The organism is Sulfurimonas denitrificans DSM 1251 (assembly GCF_000012965.1).
In the GTDB taxonomy this organism is placed as follows: domain Bacteria; phylum Campylobacterota; class Campylobacteria; order Campylobacterales; family Sulfurimonadaceae; genus Sulfurimonas; species Sulfurimonas denitrificans.
The window spans coordinates 60,203-77,259 of record NC_007575.1; the positions used below are offsets into that span (position 1 = coordinate 60,203).

The following is a 17,057-nucleotide window of genomic DNA, read 5'->3' on the forward strand; positions in this document are numbered from 1 at the left end:
GATGAATGTACAATCGCTTTATATCTTGGCACTAGAAAAAAATGTAGGCTCTCTTTTTATAACCATGGGAATTATGGAGATATTAAAGAGAAATATAAATAAAGTTGCTTTTTTTCGTCCAATTATCACCGATAAAAATGTAGTAGATAAAGATATAGAGTTTATCTCACAAAGATACAATTTAGAGATGAGTTATGAGGAGTGTTACGGATTTGATTTGAGTGAGGTTGATGCAATTATCGCTTCAAGTGGAGTTGATGAGCTTATTATGAGAGTTGTTGAGAAATTTAAAAAACTTCAAGAACGTTATGAGTTTATACTTTGTGAGGGTATTGCTCGTTCTTTGTTTACATCAAATTCAAATCATAACTTAAACGCACTACTTGCCCAAAATTTTGGCTCATCTATCATAACCATTTTTAGTGCAAAAGAGCACTCACCTCTAGAAGTATATGAGAGCATCGCCATAGAGAAACAGAACCTTCTCTCTTTAGATATTCCTTGTTTTAATATGTTTGTTAGTAGAGTTGATGAGCAAAGTTATCTGGACTTAAAGCGTGTGCTAAAAGATTACTCTTCAAATATCTCTTTTTTAAAAGAGTTGCCAGAGCTTGATGTACTTACTTTAGAGGATGTCGTTGAGACTCTTGATGTTAAAAAAATAGTTTTTTCTCAAAATGATAATGCAAGGGCAGTTCGTGGTTTTTTCGTCGCTTCTTTGGGAGTTGACGAGTTTTTAGATGAGATAAAAGATGATGATTTGGTTATAGTAGATGCAAAGAGGTCAGATATCATTTTAGCTCTTATAGCCTCATTTTACTCAAAAGAGTATCCAAAAATCAGTGCAGCTCTTTTTGTGGGCGATTCAGAACTTACTCAAAGTCTCAAAAAGCTTATTTTAGGACTCCATGAGTATAAAATTCCATTTTTAAGTATAAAGAGCAATACATTTGAGAGTGTAAAAAAACTGCTACATGTATATCCGCGCCTTAGAGTAAAGAGTGAGCGAAAGATAGCTCTAGCACTTGGACTCTTTAGTGCAAGTGTTGATATAACTGCGTTTGAGCAGAAGATAAAAGTACAAAATAGCGATGTTATGACGCCAATAATGTTTCAATATAAACTATTTGAAATGGCACGCAAAAAGAAGAAAAATATAGTTCTGCCAGAGAGTAGTGATGAGAGAATTTTAAGAGCAGCTGAGATAGTTCTTCGTCGTGATGTAGCTGATATCACTCTTTTGGGTAAAGAAGAAGAGATACGCGAACATTGTCAGAAACTTGGGCTAGACATAAGTAAAGCAACAATAATAGACCATAAAAAATCCAAGCGCCTAGAAGAGTTCAGCAATCTTTTTTATGAGATGAGAAAAGCCAAAGGGATAACACTTAAAGCTGCAAGAGATGCCATGATGCACAGAAACTATTTTGCAACAATGATGGTACATGTAGGATTGGCGGATGGTATGGTAAGCGGAGCAATTCACTCAACAGCTGACACTCTAAGACCAGCACTCCAGATAATAAAAACAACATCAGATGTTGAGATAGTATCAAGTATCTTTTTTATGTGTCTAAAAACCAAAATTTTGATATATGGTGATTGTGCTCTAAATCAAAATCCAAATGCAAAAGAACTGGCTCAAATAGCAATATCAAGCGCAAAAACAGCGGAGCTTTTTGATATCACGCCAAAGGTGGCGATGCTCTCATACTCAACTGGAGAGAGTGGAAGTGGCGCAGATGTGGATAAGGTAAGAGAGGCTACTATGATTGTAAAAGCATTAAGGAGCGACCTTGAAATTGATGGTCCATTGCAGTATGACGCAGCTGTTGATAAAAGTGTAGCCTCCATGAAACTTCCAAACTCAAAGGTAGCTGGAGAGGCAAATGTCTTTATATTTCCAGATTTAAATACAGGCAATAACACCTACAAAGCTGTAGAACGCTCAAGCGGTGCATTAGCAATTGGACCGATTTTGCAAGGACTTAAAAAACCTGTAAATGATTTGAGTCGTGGATGCAGTGAAGCTGATGTGCTAAATACCATTTTAATAACCGCAATTCAGGCAAATATGTGAAAATAGCAGTAATAAACTCAGGAAGTTCTTCTATAAAATTTAAACTCTATTTGATGCCACAGAGCATAGTTTTAGCACATGTACATGTAGAAAAAATTGGCGAGACATCATCAAAAATAACTTTTAGGCATACAGATAAAAAAGAGGTGTTTAGCAATAAAATAGACACTCATCATGAAGGGCTAAGGGTTATAAATGATATTTTAAAAGAATATCAGATAATAGAGCACTTCTCTTCACTTGATGCAATAGCTCATAGAGTAGTTCATGGTGGCGACTTCTTTAAAAGTGCAACACTCATTAATGAGGATGTGATTTATAAAATAAGAGAGTTAATTCCACTCTCCCCACTTCATAACAGAGCAAATTTAGAGGGTATTTTAGTAAGTCTTAAAAAAGCTCCAAGCGTTCCTCAAATTGCTGTTTTTGACACATCATTTCACGCAAGTTTGCCAAAAGAAGCATACTTATATGCTCTGCCTTATGAGCTTTATAAAGAGCATAAAATCAGAAGATTTGGTTTTCATGGAATATCACATGCGTATGTTTTGAAAAAGGTAGCGCAAGAGATGCAAAAAAACTTGCATGGGCTAAATATGATAACGCTTCATTTGGGAAATGGCTCAAGTGCATGTGCTATAAGAAATGGAAAAAGCGTTGATACTTCTATGGGATTTACTCCGCTTGAAGGGCTTGTTATGGGAAGCAGAAGCGGAGATATAGACCCTCAAATAGTTATCTACCTTCAAAAAGAGTTAGGTTATGGTTTGGATGAGGTAGAAGAACTCCTAAACAGACACTCAGGACTCATAGGCGTTTGTGGAGAGATTGATTTAAGAGAGATTATCAAAAGGGATGATGAACTCTCACATGTAGCTCTTGATATGATGACAAGAAGAGTCAAAAAGTATATAGGAGCCTACATGGCACTCTTGGGAAGAGTTGATGCTATCGCTTTTTGTGCAGGCATAGGCGAGAACTCTTCAGAGGTAAGAGAGAAGATACTTAAAAATCTTGAACTATTTGGAATAGAGTTAGACACTAAAGCAAATGAGAAAAATCTAACAAAAATCTCAAAACAAACAAGTAAAATAGAGGTTTTTGTTATAAATACAGATGAAGAGTTAGAGATAGCCCTAGAAGCAGAGGCTCTGCTAAGAGCTTAATCTCTGATAAAATCAGAACCTCTTTGTGTTAGCACAAGTGTTAGTCCATCGCTTTGAACTTCCATAAAACCGTTGTTGATAAGCTCATCCATCGCTTTTTTAAGAGCATCATTTTGTTTAGCATCTAATTTTGCTATGACATTACTAACAACATCTTGTTTGCTCATAATCTGACCGACGCTATTGCGTTTTTTAAACCACTGCAAAAACATCTCTTTGACCTCATTTTTTGGAGCGCTCTCTAAAGGCTTATCTTTAGGAAATTTTTTAGTTGTGTTACTTTGATTTGTCTTGATTTGCTTTTTTTGTGATGGTTTCATTTTTTTGACTTTATAATAAATTTTATATCGTGCACATTTTACCAAATATTTCTGGGATTTATGGATTGTGGTAAATTTTAATCTTTCTCAAAGATGTATGGTATGCCAATTAGAAAATTGAGTTTAAGAATCTCAAAGTTCTCTTGATTTTTTGATGAGCATCAGCTTCTCAAGAACTATGCTCTAGAGACCATAAATAGGTTAAAATCTCTTTTTGCTCTTTTTTATTGTAGTTAAATTTAAACTCCGCTTCTTTTAAATAACTCAAAAAGTATTCACTTTTAACACCTTTGTAAGGTGTTATAAAAACTTCAAAAAATCTCCAAAATTTTATAATTGTATTCTCAAGAGTTTTAAGTTTAGATATACGGTTAGTTAGCATAAATTTTTTGAACTCATTTTGATGTGCTACTTCCGAGTTATTACCACTAGGCTTAGTTTGAAACCGCTTTAGGGATGGAAGTAAAAAATTATATACTTTCTCCTCGTACGCAAATGTTATAAAATTTTGTGACTCGATAATGTTAGTGTAATCTTTCTTTTTGCTCTGACATATATACATGTACTCTTCAAACTCATCGAGTTTATCTCTTTTGTACTCATAATAATCATGCGAATGGCGAATAAGTAGTTTTCGTATCTGCTCATATCTATTAAAAACTACTTGGTAGCTTAGGTTTAGTTTTATGGCACATGCTCTTGCTGTTGTTGACTCGACAAAAGCATCTATCACATCAAAATCACGCTGTAGTTTCAAAAGACTGTATTTTTTTGCACATAAGGAGCATTTAACCATTCTGTTTTTAAGTTGATATAGCCTGCCATTACAGTAAAAACATATCTTTTGTTCCATTTTTAGATAAGAGAGCCTTTTTTTTAGAACGATTTTAACATATATATCTCATAATCTCGCCATGATAAAAGAAATTATAATAACACAAGCGCTTATATGCTCTCTCTTTGCACACGATATGTGGATTGATGACACTTTAATACTGCACTATGGACACATGCAGATGATAGATTCACATGGCGAAGAGAAAGAGATAAAAAAAGAGAGTATCGACAAAGTTTATTGTTCTACTAATTCTGATGTTTTTGAGGTAGAGAATAAAGAGTTAAGGGCTAACTGCGACACACTCTTTATGGTTCTAAATGAGGTCTATTACACAAAAACACCATACGGAACCAAAGAGCAGTCAAAAGATAAAACTAAGATGGCAATAAGCAGTTTTAAAAGTATAGAGTCTGTTAAAAGAATCAACAATGATAGTTCAGCACAAATTTTTAACAAAGGATTAGAGCTAAGCTTAACGAACAAACTCTCTAACATAAAAGTAGGCGATAAAGCGAGGTTGTTAGTTACTTATGATGGCGTGCCTAAAGACGGAGTAAGTGTGGCTTATGCAAACAGTTTTAAAGGTGTTAGTGATAAAGATGGAGCGATAAATATTCGCATTCAAGAAGCTGGACTTCAAAACATAAAAGCATCTCTGACATTTAAAGGTGATGGCATTAAGAGTGATGAGATTATACACTCAAGCACACTAAATATAAAAGTCTTAAAATGAAGAAGCTCTTTTTGTTGGTTATGTTTGCAACTCTTCTTTTTTCTCACAACCTAAGTCATGTGGTCTCAAAGGAGCTAAGCGTTGTTGTCTCCTTCTCTTTTTCACAAAAGGATGACTTCTCATTTCAAAGCTATGAAGTTTATGCACCTCATAGTGAGATTCCATTTGCAGTTGGTAGAACAGATGCTCACTCAAGAGTATCTTTTTTGCCAAACACTAGTGGTAAGTGGAAGGTAAAAGCGTTTTCTGAAGATGGTCATGGAAAGATTATTGAGATAGAAGTTGATGAAGAAATGCTTCCAGATATGAGTGCAAAGAGTAGTAATACATTTGAGAAAACACTCATAGGTATCATGATACTTCTTGGGTTTTTTGGATTAATATACATTAAAAAAAAGGATAAGAAAAATGAAAAAATATAGCATGCTTTTAGCACTCTGTACATGTCTATTTGCACACCATGGAGTTCCATCTATTAGTTTAGCAGGAGTTGAGGGACCAGGAGCGCCTATAGAGACAACCTCTTCTGCAACTTTACCAGAGGGGTCTTTGCTTGGGTATATGAAAGTAGATCATGCAAAGTACAAAACATATACTTCAGCCAAAGACGCTGAAGCGGAGTCAAGTGAGTACTTTATGTACGGTTTGGGTTATGGATTTAACTCCTATTTTAGTGCTTATGTGTTTGTTCCCTACTATGTAAAATCTCAAGATAATGCTTTTCGTACATCTGGCTTTCACGATGTCTCATTTCAGTTTATTTTAGGCATGAAGTACGATGATGGTTTGATGCTTACGCCAAACAGTGAGAGTTTAGATGATATGCAAGATTGGCACTTTACGACTTCATTTAGCTTTACTCTACCAACAGGAAAATCAAACGCTACCATGCCTGATGGCTCGCTCATAGATGCAGGTATGCAAACTGGTTTTGGAGAACCATCTTTTATGTTAGGAGTCAGTGCTACAAAATGGTTTGGAAATGATTGGACTCTAGTAGGAGACGTGTCGTATAATACATTTTTAGAAAATAGCTACAGTGATGGAAGTAAGATGCGTTTTGGAGATGAGGTACGAGTTAATGCTGCTTTGGCTTATATGCTCTACTCAAAACCAGCGAGCAAGTTGCGTTTGGATTTTAACATGGAAGCAAATTATCTGCATCTTGGACGAGATGAGGAGAATGGCATCAAAGTTGAAGCAACAGGCGGCGAGATGATATACTTAACTCCAGGGGCAAGACTCTCTTACAAAACCACCTCTGTAGCAGTTGGCGTTAAACTGCCAACATGGACAAATCTAAATGAAGAAGATTTGCAACAAGGTGCTGAGGGTAAAGAGGATTATAGACTTCTCTTTACATTTAGCACACTCTTTTAAGAGCTCAAAATGCATATACCTGATGGCTTTATATCACCTCAAACATATATACCAGCTATAGCCATCAGTGCATCTCTTTTAGCTCTTGCATATAAAAAAATAGAGCTCGACGCTGAAAAAATCCCTCTTGTCGCAGGAGTTAGTGCCATCTCTTTTGTGATGATGCTCATAGCCATCCCTTTTCCGGGTGGAACTACCATGCATCTAAGCGGAGTAGCCATAATATCCTTGCTTTTTGGACCATGGATAGCTTTTGGTTCTATCTCTTTGGTTTTGCTCATTCAAGCGCTTTTATTTGGAGAGGGCGGAATCACATCGTATCCCATAAATATTATAGCCATGGCATTTGTTGGAAGTTTTAGCTCTTTCTGGTTCTATAGATTTTTCTCATCTCGCTCAAAAAACATAGCGATATTTATGGCTGGATGGAGTAGTATTTTTTTTCCAGCAATCATCATTGCGGTTGTTCTTGGCATCCAACCCCTCGTAGCTTCAGTTGATGAAACTCCGCTCTACTTTCCTTTTGGGCTTAGTGTTACGATTCCCTCAGTAGTTATTCCTCATATTTTTATAGCCATAATTGAGGGTTTAGTTACACTAAGCAGTGTTAAATTTTTGAGAACTCAGTTTCGGAGTGTTTTTGGTGAGTGATAGAGCTTGGTTATTCGTTTATTTGGGTGCTGTAGTGATTTTAGGCTTTGTTCACAATGAGTGGATAATGTTTACATGTATCATCATAACAGTGGCACTTGGAGGCGGAGCTAGGTTTAAAATCTTTACAAAAGCACTATTTGTTATCGCTCTTTTTAACATTAGTATCTCACTATCTTACATAATCTATAGTTTTTTCGTAGATGTAGATATTTTTGCTCTTGTTCTTATAAATCTTAGAGCTTTTGCTATTACTCTGCTTACATTTACTTTGGTTAGACGAATTAACTTGCATAAAGCGCTAGAGTTTAACAAAATCTTAGCCATTCTTTATGGTTTTACCTATGCTCAAATTATGCTTCTAAAAAACATGCTTTATAATTACTACGATGGACTTAAAAGCCGTGGAACTACACTAAAAACAAGTATAACAAAAAAACAGTTGCAACCACTTTTAACAACTCTTTTTGGTACAATGCTTCACAAATCAAGCGAGCAAAGCATGGGATTGTGCTCAAGAGGATTAATAGATGATTGAGTGTAAAAATCTCTCTTACAACTATCAAGACTTTCAACTAAATACGATAGAAGTTTTAAAAGATATTAGCTTTAAGATAGACAAGGGTGAAAAAGTACTTCTGCTTGGCATAAACGGCTCAGGAAAGTCAACACTTCTTAAACTTTTAAACGGACTTCTTTATGCAAAAAGCGGAGAGTACTATTTTAAAAATGAGTTGGTAAATAAAAAATACCTAAAAGCAAACTCAAAAGATTTTAGAAAAAGCGTCTCACTGCAGATGCAAGACCCATCTTCTATGCTTTTTAACCCAACTGTTTATGATGAGATAGCTTTTGGGCTTAAACATTTTGGCTTTGAGAGTGTAGATGAGAGAGTGTATCACTATGCAAAAGTGTTTGAGATAGAGAATATCTTAAAATCGAGTCCCCTATCACTAAGCGGCGGACAGAAACAAAAAGTGCTTTTGGCATCTCTGCTTTGCGTTGAGCCTGAAGTATTGCTACTCGATGAGCCAACAGCGCATCTTGACCCGCCAACTACAGGCTGGTTAGTTGAGTTTTTGGATTCATTAGATGTAACAGCCCTTATATCAACTCACAATATAAGCTTAGGAAAAGAGTTAGCAGGCAGAGCCATAGTCATAGGGATAAACCATGAGATAGTTTATGATGGAGAAGTTCAAGCACTCCTTGAGGATATGCCAACACTCATCAAAGCCCAATTAGTTCATAAACACAAACATGCACACGAAGGAGTAGAACATAAACACTACCATCTTCATAGTTGGACGTAAGGGTTTAGTTTGAAAATCAGTAAATTTGTAAAATATGGATAGTAATATGATAGCAATGAGGTTTTTTTCGTAAGCTTAAAGTGTTATTTTGGAGTCTGTTTTAGGAGGTTTTAAAGGATTTTATAGTGGTGGACCCTCAGAGATTCGAACTCTGGGAGGTATTACCCTCGCCGGTTTTCAAGACCGGTGCTATCGACCAACTCAGCCAAAGATCCACGTTTGTAAAGAAGTTATTATAAATAGTTGGAGGTGCCACCCAGATTTGAACTGGGGATAGCAGCTTTGCAGGCTGCGGCCTTACCACTTGGCGATGGCACCAGTTTCAACAAATATTTATAACTAATGGTGCCCGAAGCCGGACTTGAACCGGCACACCCTTACGAGCGAGGGATTTTAAATCCCTTGTGTCTACCGATTTCACCACCCGGGCATGGGTTATTTTTAAGATATCGGATATCTTCTTGTTTTTTATATTTTATGGAGCGGGAAACGAGGTTCGAACTCGCGACCCCAACCTTGGCAAGGTTGTGCTCTACCACTGAGCTATTCCCGCATTTTTATCACTTATTTTTTTTAAGTGAGCGGAATTATAGCCATTTTATTTTCGTTTGTAAAGAGTTTTTATAAAAAAAAATAGAAATAATGCTATAATCTCATCAATAATAAAAAACAACAACTATAAAACAAAGGATTTTAATGAGAAGTGATACTATAAAAAAAGGGTTTGACAAAGCACCTCACCGCTCACTACTCCGTGCAACAGGGCTAAGAGATGAAGATTTTGATAAACCGTTTATCGGAATAGCGAACAGTTATATAGACATTATCCCAGGACATTTCTTTTTACACGAATATGGTGAAATAGTTAAAGCGGCAATTCGTGAGGCTGGCGGAGTTCCATTTGTATTTAACACTATTGGTGTTGATGATGGTATCGCTATGGGGCATGATGGTATGCTCTATTCTCTTCCTTCACGTGAAATTATTGCTGATTCTATCGAAACTGTTATGAATGCACACAAGCTTGATGCTCTGATTTGTATTCCAAATTGTGACAAGATTGTCCCAGGCATGATTATGGGCGCACTTCGTGTGAACGTTCCTACGGTTTTTGTCTCAGGCGGCCCAATGGCAGCTGGTCATAAAAAAGATGGTACGCCAATAGATTTGGCAACAGCATTTGAGGCTGTAGGCGAACATGCAGAGGGGAAAATAACAGATGAAGAGCTTTATGATATAGAGTGTAATGCATGCCCAAGTGGTGGAAGCTGTTCGGGTATGTTTACTGCAAACTCCATGAATACTCTTTGTGAAGCAATGGGAATTGCACTTCCTGGAAACGGTACTGTATTGGCTATGACCCCAAGGCGCATCGAGATGGTTAAGGCGGCAGCTAAGAGAATTGTTGAGATGGCAAAAGCTGATGATAGCAAATATAATTTAAAAAATGTACTAAATGAAAAAGCTGTACATAACGCATTTGTTGTGGATATGGCAATGGGTGGAAGTTCAAATACTGTTCTTCACATGTTGGCAATAGCAAGAGAAGCTGGAGTTGATTTTCCTATTGAGAAGATCAATGAAATAGCTGATAATGTTGCACATATTGCTAAAATATCTCCATCATTAACAACTGTTCATATGGATGACATCGATAAAGCTGGCGGTGTTAATGCAGTTATGAAAGAGATAAGCAGAAGAGGCGGTCTTCTTTACCTTGAAAACCCTACTGTAACTGGCGAAACATTAGGCGAAAGAATAGCGGATGCTAAGATTCTGAATGAAGAGATTATCCATAGAAATGAAAATGCTTACTCTCAAGTTGGTGGGCTCTCTATCCTTTTTGGAAACTTGGCTACTGAGGGAGCTGTTGTAAAAACCGCTGGAATTGAGCTAAATATGAGACAATTTAAAGGTACAGCTATCTGTTTTAACTCTCAACCAGAAGCGATTACTGGGATAATGAAGCATAAAGTAAAGCCTGGAAATGTTGTAGTCATACGCTATGAGGGACCAAAAGGTGGACCAGGTATGCAAGAGATGCTTGCACCTACTGCACTTATTCAAGGAATGGGTCTAGGCGATAGCGTAGCTCTTATAACTGATGGACGTTTTTCTGGCGCTACAAAAGGTGCTAGTATAGGACATGTTTCTCCAGAAGCTGCTGAGGGTGGTTTGATAGCATTTATTGAAGATGGTGATGAGATAGAGTTAGATACTGATAAGCATCTGTTGCGTTTGAATGTTAGCGATGATGTAATAGCAGCAAGAAAAGCAAATTATAAACCTTATAAAAACGAGGTTAAATCAAAATGGCTAAAGCGTTATCAGCTTTTAGTCTCAAACGCTTCAAACGGCGCAGTTTTAAAAACTGAACTTTAAAAAAGATAGGAATATATATTTTGAATGCAATAGCAATAAAACATAATGGTGAAATTATCGACATGCAAACTGCCAAAGAGTGCGGGTTTGAGGGTGAACAGATTCTTCTTGATAACTCTGAAGAGTCTTTAAATGTTTTAAGACACTCAACAGCTCACCTTATGGCTCAAGCTATAAAATCTCTATATCCAGATGCAAAGTTTTTTGTTGGACCAAACGTAAAAGAGGGATTTTACTATGATTTTAAGACATCTAGTGAGATAGGCGAGGGAGATTTAAAAAATATCGAAAAAGAGATGTTATCTCTTGCGAAGAAGAAGTACGAGATAGAAAAATATGAGATTTCTATGGATGAGGCAAAAGAGAAGTTTAAAGATGATCATCTAAAACTTTTTGTTATGCAAAGAATCCCTGGCGATAGAGTTTCTATATATAAGCAAGGTGAATTTGAAGATTTGTGTCGTGGTCCACATTTACCAAATATAGGGCTTATAAGATATTTTAAACTTACTAAAATTGCAGGGGCATATCTTGGAGGAGACTCTAAAAATGAGATGTTAACTCGCATATATGGTATAGCATTCGCAGATAAAGAGGCTTTAAAGTCATACCTTGACATGATGGCCGAGGCTGAGAAGAGAGATCACCGTAAACTTGGTGCTGAGATGAAGATGTTTACTTTCCGTGAAGAGGTGGGTGCGGGATTCCCTATCTGGCTTCCTGCGGGTGGAAGGCTTCGTGCAAGACTTGAATCACTTCTTTTTAAAGCGCATCGTAAACGTGGATATGAGCCTGTAAGAGGACCAGAGATGCTTAGAAGTGATCTTTGGAAAACATCGGGGCATTACCAAAACTATGGCGAGAATATGTACTTTACAAATATTGACGAGATAGAGTTCGGCGTAAAACCTATGAACTGTGTTGGGCATATTAAGATATATGAAGAGGATTTGCACTCGTATAGAGATTTACCTTTAAAATACTTTGAATATGGTGTTGTTCATCGTCATGAGATGACAGGTGCGCTTCATGGACTCTTTCGTGTTAGAGAGTTTACCCAAGATGATGCACATATTTTTTGCAGAGCAGATCAGATTGAAGAGCAAATTATAGAGGTTGTTGATTTTGTTGATAAAATCATGTCAACTTTTGAATTTAATTATAAAATGATGCTCTCGACAAAACCAGCAAAAGCAGTTGGAGATGATTCAGTGTGGGAAGTTTCTACACAAGCACTAAAAAATGCAATGGATAAAAATGGGCTTGTTTATGAGATAGATGAGGGTGGCGGAGCTTTTTATGGTCCTAAAATTGATATCAAGATTACTGACGCAATCGGGCGTGAGTGGCAGTGTGGTACTATTCAGCTGGACTTTAACCTACCTTCAAGATTTGAGCTAGAGTATAATGGTGAAAACAATGATAAAATTCAGCCAGTTATGATTCATAGAGCAATTTTAGGTTCTTTTGAGCGTTTTATTGGTATATTAACAGAGCATTACGCTGGAGAGTTTCCGATGTTTATCGCTCCGACTCAAGTTGCAATCGTTCCAATTGCCCCTACGCACAACGATTATGCAAAAGAGTTATCAGATAAACTGATGGATTTAGGGGCTGACAGTGAGATCTACTCAAAGAACGATTCTTTAAATAAAAGGGTCAGAACAGCGGAAAAAACAAGGGTGCCTATGCTTGTAGTCATAGGTGATGAAGAGGTTGCTTCTCGAACTGTTGCGATTCGTGACAGAAGAACGAGAGAACAATACAATCTAAGTGAGAGTGAATTTCTCTCTCTTATACAAACTAAAATAAATGAGGTAAATTTTTGAGTAAAAAAACAGACCGTGTCATAATGAATGACGATATCCGTGTGCCAGAGGTACGTTGTAATGTAGATGGAGCAGAGTCGTTAGGGATTGTATCTACCGATGAGGCTATGGAGAGAGCAAATGAGTTAGGTTTAGATTTAGTTCTAATTGCTCCAGACGCAAAGCCCCCTGTTGCTAAGATTATGGATTACGGTAAGTATAGATACCAAGAAGAGAGAAAACTCAAAGAGCAAAAGAAAAATCAAGTAAAAATTGATGTTAAAGAGATTAAGCTCTCTGTAAAAATTGCTGAAAATGATATTAACTATAAAGTTAAACATGCTAGAGAGTTTTTAGCAGAGGGTAAACATGTAAAGTTTCGTGTCTTTTTAAAAGGTCGTGAGATGGCTAACCCAGAATCAGCAAAAGATGTTCTTTTGCGTGTTTGGGCAATGATAGAAGATGTTGGAGTAATGGACAAAGAGCCTAAATTTGAAGGTCGTTACTACAACATGTATGTACTTCCTCAAAAGTAGAATACTTTCTTTAGAAAAACAGTATATTTTCTTTAAAAAAGTCAAACGCTTTTTTTATAGAGGTGACATATTTCGCACAAAATTAGAGTCTTTTTTAAATAGGCTCTAATCTTCAAAAACAAATCATCAAAAAATTGAGTACTATTGCGCTAATAATTTAAAGCACAAGAGAATACTACTTATGAAAAAAATATCAACATTAATCTTAAGCATTTTAACAATACTATTTTTTTGGCTTTTAATCGGAAGCTTTTTTACTCTAAAAGAGAGCAATGATTCATCTTCAAAACTTCAATGTGTCTCTTATGCCCCTTTTTCAAAAGATGAATCTCCTCTTACGTTCTCAGATGGGGTAGTTATCTCAGAAGAGTTGGTAAGAAGTGATTTGGCTCTACTCGCAAAATATACTACATGTATTAGAACATACTCAACTTTAGGGCTTGAGATAGTTCCAAAGATAGCTAGAGAAAATGGGTTAAAAATGTATATGGGTGCGTGGGTAAGTAGCGATAAGATAATCACTAAAAAAGAGATAAACAAACTTATATCACTTGCAAAAGAGAATGAAGATGTAGTAAAAGCTGTAATTGTAGGGAATGAAGTTCTTCTGCGTGGCGATACAAGCGAAAATCAGTTAGTTAGTTACATAAAACAAGTAAAAGAAGCTCTGCCAAATACTAAAGTTACATACGCTGATGTGTGGGAATTTTGGGTAAAACATCCAAAAATTAAAGAAGTTACAGATTTTGTGACAATTCATATCTTGCCTTATTGGGAAGATGACCCGATGAATATTGAAAAATCTATAGGACATCTAGCTGATGTTAGAGGCGAAGTAGAGGCTATTTTGGGAGATAAAAATATTCTCATTGGAGAAACAGGTTGGCCATCAGAGGGCAGAATGAGAGAGGATGCCCTTCCAAGCAAGATAAATCAGGCTATTTTTATAAGAGAGTTTGTCAAGTTAGCTGATGCCAATGGTTGGAGCTACAACATTATCGAAGCATTTGACCAACCATGGAAAAGAGTGAGTGAGGGTGCTGTTGGAGGCTTTTGGGGGCTTTTTGATAAAGATAGAGGCGACAAAGGAGTATTAAGCGCAGAGGTGTCAAATTTTTCAAATTATAAAGTGTTGATGTTTGGCTCAATCGCTCTTGTTTTACTCTTCTCATTACTTTTAAAAAATAGAGAGATAAGCAGAAAAAATCTAATGCTTTTTTACATCTTTAATACTCTCTTTGCTATTTTATTTACTCTCTCACTTGAGCAGTACAGCGTTAGCGTAAGGGATATTTGGGAGTTTTCTTGGGCGGCTTTGGTGCTTTGTGTTCACATTTTTATCTATTACTTAACACTTGCGTATATCTCTGAGGACAGAGCAGCATATGTTGTTGGGGTAAGAGATATTTTATCTCAAAAGACAAGAGGAGTTGATGCCTCTTTGATGCTTCTTTTTTATACCTCATTCATTTTAGTTGCTATTGTAAATCTCTCTCTCGCATTTGATGGAAGATATAGAAATTTTGAAGTTTATATTTTTGCAATCTCTATTATCTCATTTCTATTTTTATATAGAAAAGCATACACAAAACTTCTCTTTGGCAAATTTGAAAAAGCAGTTTTTGCAATAATTTTACTAAGCTCTATTACAATTTTTATAAACGAGACATACTTAAATATATTTTCAAATGTATGGGTTTTGATTTCACTTGGATATGCTTACATGTTATATATAGGAAGCAAAAAAATCTCATATAGTGAACTAAAAAAAGTTGCATTTTATACCGTACTATTTCTTGGACTATTTTGGGCATTAAAATATGAATTTTTAAGAAATAGTACTCTTATTTTAGAGTGTGCAAACAGTTCATCATCCAGTCTTTGTCATATAAGAGACGCTTTAGGGCTATATATTTATCTAGGTTATTTTGGATTTACTGCCTTAATTTTTACGCTAGTCGGGTATTTTACAAATGACAAAATGGTACTATTTATAGCTTTGATGGTTTCAATCGGAGCTATTGTTTTAGGAAATACACCACTTGGAGCAATCGCATCTTTAGCAGCTCTTTATATGCTTATAGAAGTTGATTCTTGATAAACTCTAAGTAGTGCCCCTCTTCATCTTCTAGCTCTGCGTGCGTTCCTCTTTGAACAATTGTACCAGCATCCAAAACATAGATAGTATCTGCATTTTTTACAGTGCTTAGTCTATGTGCAATTGTGATGACGGTTTTGCTTTTTAAAAGTGGCTGCAGAGATACATGTAGCTTTGCTTCTGTGTGAACGTCAAGGGCTGAAGTTGATTCATCAAAAACCACAACGCTAGGGTTTGCTATAATCATTCTAGCTATGCTTAAGCGTTGGCGCTGCCCGCCTGAGAGTCTGATGCCGTGATGCCCTACTATGGTATCAAGGGCATTTGGCATACCATCCATCATCTCTTTTAGTTCTGCAATCTCTAAGGCTTTGAGTAGCTGTTCGTCCGTTATGCTCTCATCACCCATTGAGATATTAAATCTTAAGGTAGAGTTGAAGAGTATAGGCATTTGAAGTACTAAAAATATTTTCTCTCGAACAGAGCTTTTCTCTAATGTTTCACTATCCTCGCCATTATATTTAAGAGAGCCACCGCTTTTTTCATAGAAACCAGAAATAATTTGAGCAAGAGTTGTCTTTCCGCTTCCGCTTGCCCCTATTAGTGCGATTTTTGAACCAGCTTTAATGTCAAGTGATATATCTTTGAGTATATCTTTACCTTTAATATATGAAAAAGAGAGGTTTTTGAGTGAGATATCTACCTCGCTTGAGTCTATTTTTTTTTCTCCACTCAACTCTTGCTCCAAAGAGAGAATCTTGTTCAAACGCTTAATTGCTCCAGATGCAGAGGCGTAGCTATACTGCATGGAGATGATATCTTGAACAGGAGTCATGATAAACCAGATATACCCAAACATGGCAAACATCATACCAATACTCAAATCACTGTAGGCAACTAAGAGAAGCCCAGATGCACGTAAAAGCTCAAATATAACCAAAAATAGAGTGTAGGAGAGTCTCTCATAGGCAACACTTTTGTAACCATATTCATTTGAAGCATTTTGAATCTCTTTTGCATCTTTGATTGCATTTGAGAAGAAGTAAGACTCTTTATTGCTTGCTTTTATCTGCCCAAAGAGTTCTAATGTCTCTGCTGTATTGTTTTGAAATGTCTCAATCTTTTGATTTTCCTCTTTTTTTAGTGCTCCAACTTTTTTTGACATGTTTTTGCTAAGGAGCATAATAAGAGGCTGAATAATTAAAATCAAAAATCCTAAAATAGGGTCAATTGCAATCATTACCACACCAACTGCAACGAGTGTTAAAACAGAAGCTACAAAACGGCTAACACTGCTCATAATAAAGGTATCAAGCGTATTTACATCTGTAACCAAGTTTGCAGTAATCGCACCACTTCCTATTGTTTCGTACTCATTCATAGATGTTGTTTTTAGATGATTTAACAACTCTGCTCTTATCATAAAAGTTACATGTTTTGAAATTTTTGTAAATATTTTTGTGGTAATTACACCAAGAATGTAGTAGATAAATCGTAAGAAAACAACTCCAAAAGTTACTATAGCAATATAGTAAAATGGTGTTGTTCCACCAAAGATAGAGTCTATGTTATTTACAAAAAAAGCTGGTTTATTTAAAAGAATCTCATCGACCATTACAGGAAGCATAAGAGGGATAGGAATGCTTACGAGTATGCCAAGCAGAGTAAGAAGCTGACCATAAACAAGGGCAGGTCTCTTCTTTAGTATCAGAGCAAAAAGCCTCTTTAAGGTGATTTGCTCTGTTTTCATAT

15 protein-coding genes and 4 tRNA genes are annotated in these 17,057 nt (G+C 36.2%); 12 read left to right on the forward strand and 7 right to left on the reverse strand.

Features of this window, described 5'->3' with window-relative positions:
- Position 1: 1 nt before the first annotated feature.
- Both pta and SUDEN_RS00280 read left to right on the forward strand, forming a co-directional pair.
- The gene (gene pta / locus SUDEN_RS00275) at positions 2-2,080 is read left to right on the forward strand and encodes a phosphate acetyltransferase (protein ID WP_011371691.1); all 2,079 of its coding nucleotides are present in this window, start codon (positions 2-4) and stop codon (positions 2,078-2,080) included.
- A complete protein-coding gene (locus tag SUDEN_RS00280; RefSeq protein WP_011371692.1) occupies positions 2,077-3,246 on the forward strand; it encodes an acetate/propionate family kinase in 1,170 nt (389 codons plus the stop codon). The genes pta and SUDEN_RS00280 overlap by 4 nt, the downstream gene beginning before the upstream one ends.
- Here the strand turns inward: SUDEN_RS00280 and SUDEN_RS00285 are convergent.
- Together SUDEN_RS00285 and SUDEN_RS00290 are read right to left on the reverse strand one after the other, a co-directional pair.
- Entirely contained in the window at positions 3,243-3,566 is a 324-nt protein-coding gene (locus SUDEN_RS00285) for a hypothetical protein (protein ID WP_011371693.1), read from the reverse strand. The two genes, SUDEN_RS00280 and SUDEN_RS00285, sit on opposite strands and share 4 nt — an antisense overlap.
- A 169-nt stretch (positions 3,567-3,735) precedes the next feature.
- Entirely contained in the window at positions 3,736-4,323 is a 588-nt protein-coding gene (locus SUDEN_RS00290; protein WP_148153499.1) for a transposase, read from the reverse strand.
- Between the two features lie 157 nt (positions 4,324-4,480).
- On the opposite strand from SUDEN_RS00290, the gene SUDEN_RS00295 reads away from it, so the two are divergent.
- Genes SUDEN_RS00295 through SUDEN_RS00320 form a run of 6 tightly spaced genes read left to right on the forward strand, consistent with a single transcriptional unit; the run spans position 4,481 to position 8,481 of the window.
- A complete protein-coding gene (locus SUDEN_RS00295) occupies positions 4,481-5,137 on the forward strand; it encodes a DUF4198 domain-containing protein (protein ID WP_011371695.1) in 657 nt (218 codons plus the stop codon).
- Entirely contained in the window at positions 5,134-5,559 is a 426-nt protein-coding gene (locus SUDEN_RS00300; protein WP_011371696.1) for a hypothetical protein, read from the forward strand. Before SUDEN_RS00295 ends, SUDEN_RS00300 begins: the two co-directional genes overlap by 4 nt.
- Positions 5,546-6,517, forward strand: a complete 972-nt coding sequence (locus tag SUDEN_RS00305) for a transporter (RefSeq protein WP_011371697.1) — start codon at positions 5,546-5,548, stop codon at positions 6,515-6,517. Before SUDEN_RS00300 ends, SUDEN_RS00305 begins: the two co-directional genes overlap by 14 nt.
- A 9-nt stretch (positions 6,518-6,526) precedes the next feature.
- Entirely contained in the window at positions 6,527-7,168 is a 642-nt protein-coding gene (locus tag SUDEN_RS00310; RefSeq protein ID WP_011371698.1) for an energy-coupling factor ABC transporter permease, read from the forward strand.
- Positions 7,161-7,706 (forward strand): hypothetical protein, encoded by a 546-nt coding sequence (locus tag SUDEN_RS00315; RefSeq protein ID WP_011371699.1) that lies wholly within the window; start codon positions 7,161-7,163, stop codon positions 7,704-7,706. The genes SUDEN_RS00310 and SUDEN_RS00315 overlap by 8 nt, the downstream gene beginning before the upstream one ends.
- On the forward strand, positions 7,699-8,481 hold the full coding sequence (locus tag SUDEN_RS00320; protein WP_011371700.1) for an energy-coupling factor ABC transporter ATP-binding protein: 783 nt from the start codon (positions 7,699-7,701) through the stop codon (positions 8,479-8,481). The genes SUDEN_RS00315 and SUDEN_RS00320 overlap by 8 nt, the downstream gene beginning before the upstream one ends.
- 126 nt (positions 8,482-8,607) lie before the next feature.
- On the opposite strand, the gene SUDEN_RS00325 is transcribed toward SUDEN_RS00320, so the two are convergent.
- The 4 genes from SUDEN_RS00325 to SUDEN_RS00340 all read right to left on the reverse strand — a co-directional run bounded on the left by SUDEN_RS00325 (position 8,608) and on the right by SUDEN_RS00340 (position 9,034).
- Positions 8,608-8,696: transfer RNA gene (locus tag SUDEN_RS00325), tRNA-Ser, on the reverse strand.
- Positions 8,697-8,725: 29 nt separating this feature from the next.
- Positions 8,726-8,799 (reverse strand) — tRNA-Cys (locus SUDEN_RS00330).
- Positions 8,800-8,824: 25 nt separating this feature from the next.
- Positions 8,825-8,911, reverse strand: a tRNA-Leu gene (locus SUDEN_RS00335).
- A gap of 48 nt (positions 8,912-8,959) precedes the next feature.
- Positions 8,960-9,034: transfer RNA gene (locus SUDEN_RS00340), tRNA-Gly, on the reverse strand.
- Positions 9,035-9,177: 143 nt separating this feature from the next.
- Here SUDEN_RS00340 and ilvD point away from each other — a divergent pair.
- From ilvD to SUDEN_RS00360, 4 genes are all read left to right on the forward strand, one after another.
- Positions 9,178-10,863 (forward strand): dihydroxy-acid dehydratase, encoded by a 1,686-nt coding sequence (gene ilvD / locus SUDEN_RS00345; RefSeq protein WP_011371701.1) that lies wholly within the window; start codon positions 9,178-9,180, stop codon positions 10,861-10,863.
- 62 nt (positions 10,864-10,925) lie between these two features.
- Positions 10,926-12,692 (forward strand): threonine--tRNA ligase, encoded by a 1,767-nt coding sequence (gene thrS / locus SUDEN_RS00350; protein WP_238374841.1) that lies wholly within the window; start codon positions 10,926-10,928, stop codon positions 12,690-12,692.
- Between the two features lie 23 nt (positions 12,693-12,715).
- On the forward strand, positions 12,716-13,207 hold the full coding sequence (gene infC / locus SUDEN_RS00355; RefSeq protein ID WP_041672365.1) for a translation initiation factor IF-3: 492 nt from the start codon (positions 12,716-12,718) through the stop codon (positions 13,205-13,207).
- A gap of 181 nt (positions 13,208-13,388) precedes the next feature.
- Positions 13,389-15,305: a glycosyl hydrolase gene (locus tag SUDEN_RS00360; RefSeq protein ID WP_011371704.1), complete on the forward strand. Its 1,917-nt coding sequence runs from the start codon at positions 13,389-13,391 to the stop codon at positions 15,303-15,305.
- Here SUDEN_RS00360 and SUDEN_RS00365 read toward each other — a convergent pair.
- Positions 15,286-17,055 carry an ABC transporter ATP-binding protein gene (locus SUDEN_RS00365; protein ID WP_011371705.1) on the reverse strand — a complete coding sequence of 590 codons (1,770 nt, stop codon included), beginning with the start codon at positions 17,053-17,055 and terminating at the stop codon, positions 15,286-15,288. The genes SUDEN_RS00360 and SUDEN_RS00365 overlap by 20 nt on opposite strands.
- Positions 17,056-17,057: the final 2 nt, after the last annotated feature.

Bases quoted from the DNA above. Each gene is read 5' to 3' on its own strand.
- ilvD (WP_011371701.1), top strand. From the start codon at position 9,178: ATGAGAAGTGATACTATAAAAAAAGGGTTTGACAAAGCACCTCACCGC.
- SUDEN_RS00310 (WP_011371698.1), top strand. From the start codon at position 6,527: ATGCATATACCTGATGGCTTTATATCACCTCAAACATATATACCAGCT.
- infC (WP_041672365.1), top strand. From the start codon at position 12,716: ATGAATGACGATATCCGTGTGCCAGAGGTACGTTGTAATGTAGATGGA.
- SUDEN_RS00295 (WP_011371695.1), top strand. From the start codon at position 4,481: ATGATAAAAGAAATTATAATAACACAAGCGCTTATATGCTCTCTCTTT.
- SUDEN_RS00320 (WP_011371700.1), top strand. From the start codon at position 7,699: ATGATTGAGTGTAAAAATCTCTCTTACAACTATCAAGACTTTCAACTA.
- SUDEN_RS00285 (WP_011371693.1), bottom strand. From the start codon at position 3,566: ATGAAACCATCACAAAAAAAGCAAATCAAGACAAATCAAAGTAACACA.
- thrS (WP_238374841.1), top strand. From the start codon at position 10,926: ATGCAAACTGCCAAAGAGTGCGGGTTTGAGGGTGAACAGATTCTTCTT.
- pta (WP_011371691.1), top strand. From the start codon at position 2: ATGAATGTACAATCGCTTTATATCTTGGCACTAGAAAAAAATGTAGGC.
- SUDEN_RS00300 (WP_011371696.1), top strand. From the start codon at position 5,134: ATGAAGAAGCTCTTTTTGTTGGTTATGTTTGCAACTCTTCTTTTTTCT.
- SUDEN_RS00360 (WP_011371704.1), top strand. From the start codon at position 13,389: ATGAAAAAAATATCAACATTAATCTTAAGCATTTTAACAATACTATTT.
- SUDEN_RS00365 (WP_011371705.1), bottom strand. From the start codon at position 17,055: ATGAAAACAGAGCAAATCACCTTAAAGAGGCTTTTTGCTCTGATACTA.
- SUDEN_RS00305 (WP_011371697.1), top strand. From the start codon at position 5,546: ATGAAAAAATATAGCATGCTTTTAGCACTCTGTACATGTCTATTTGCA.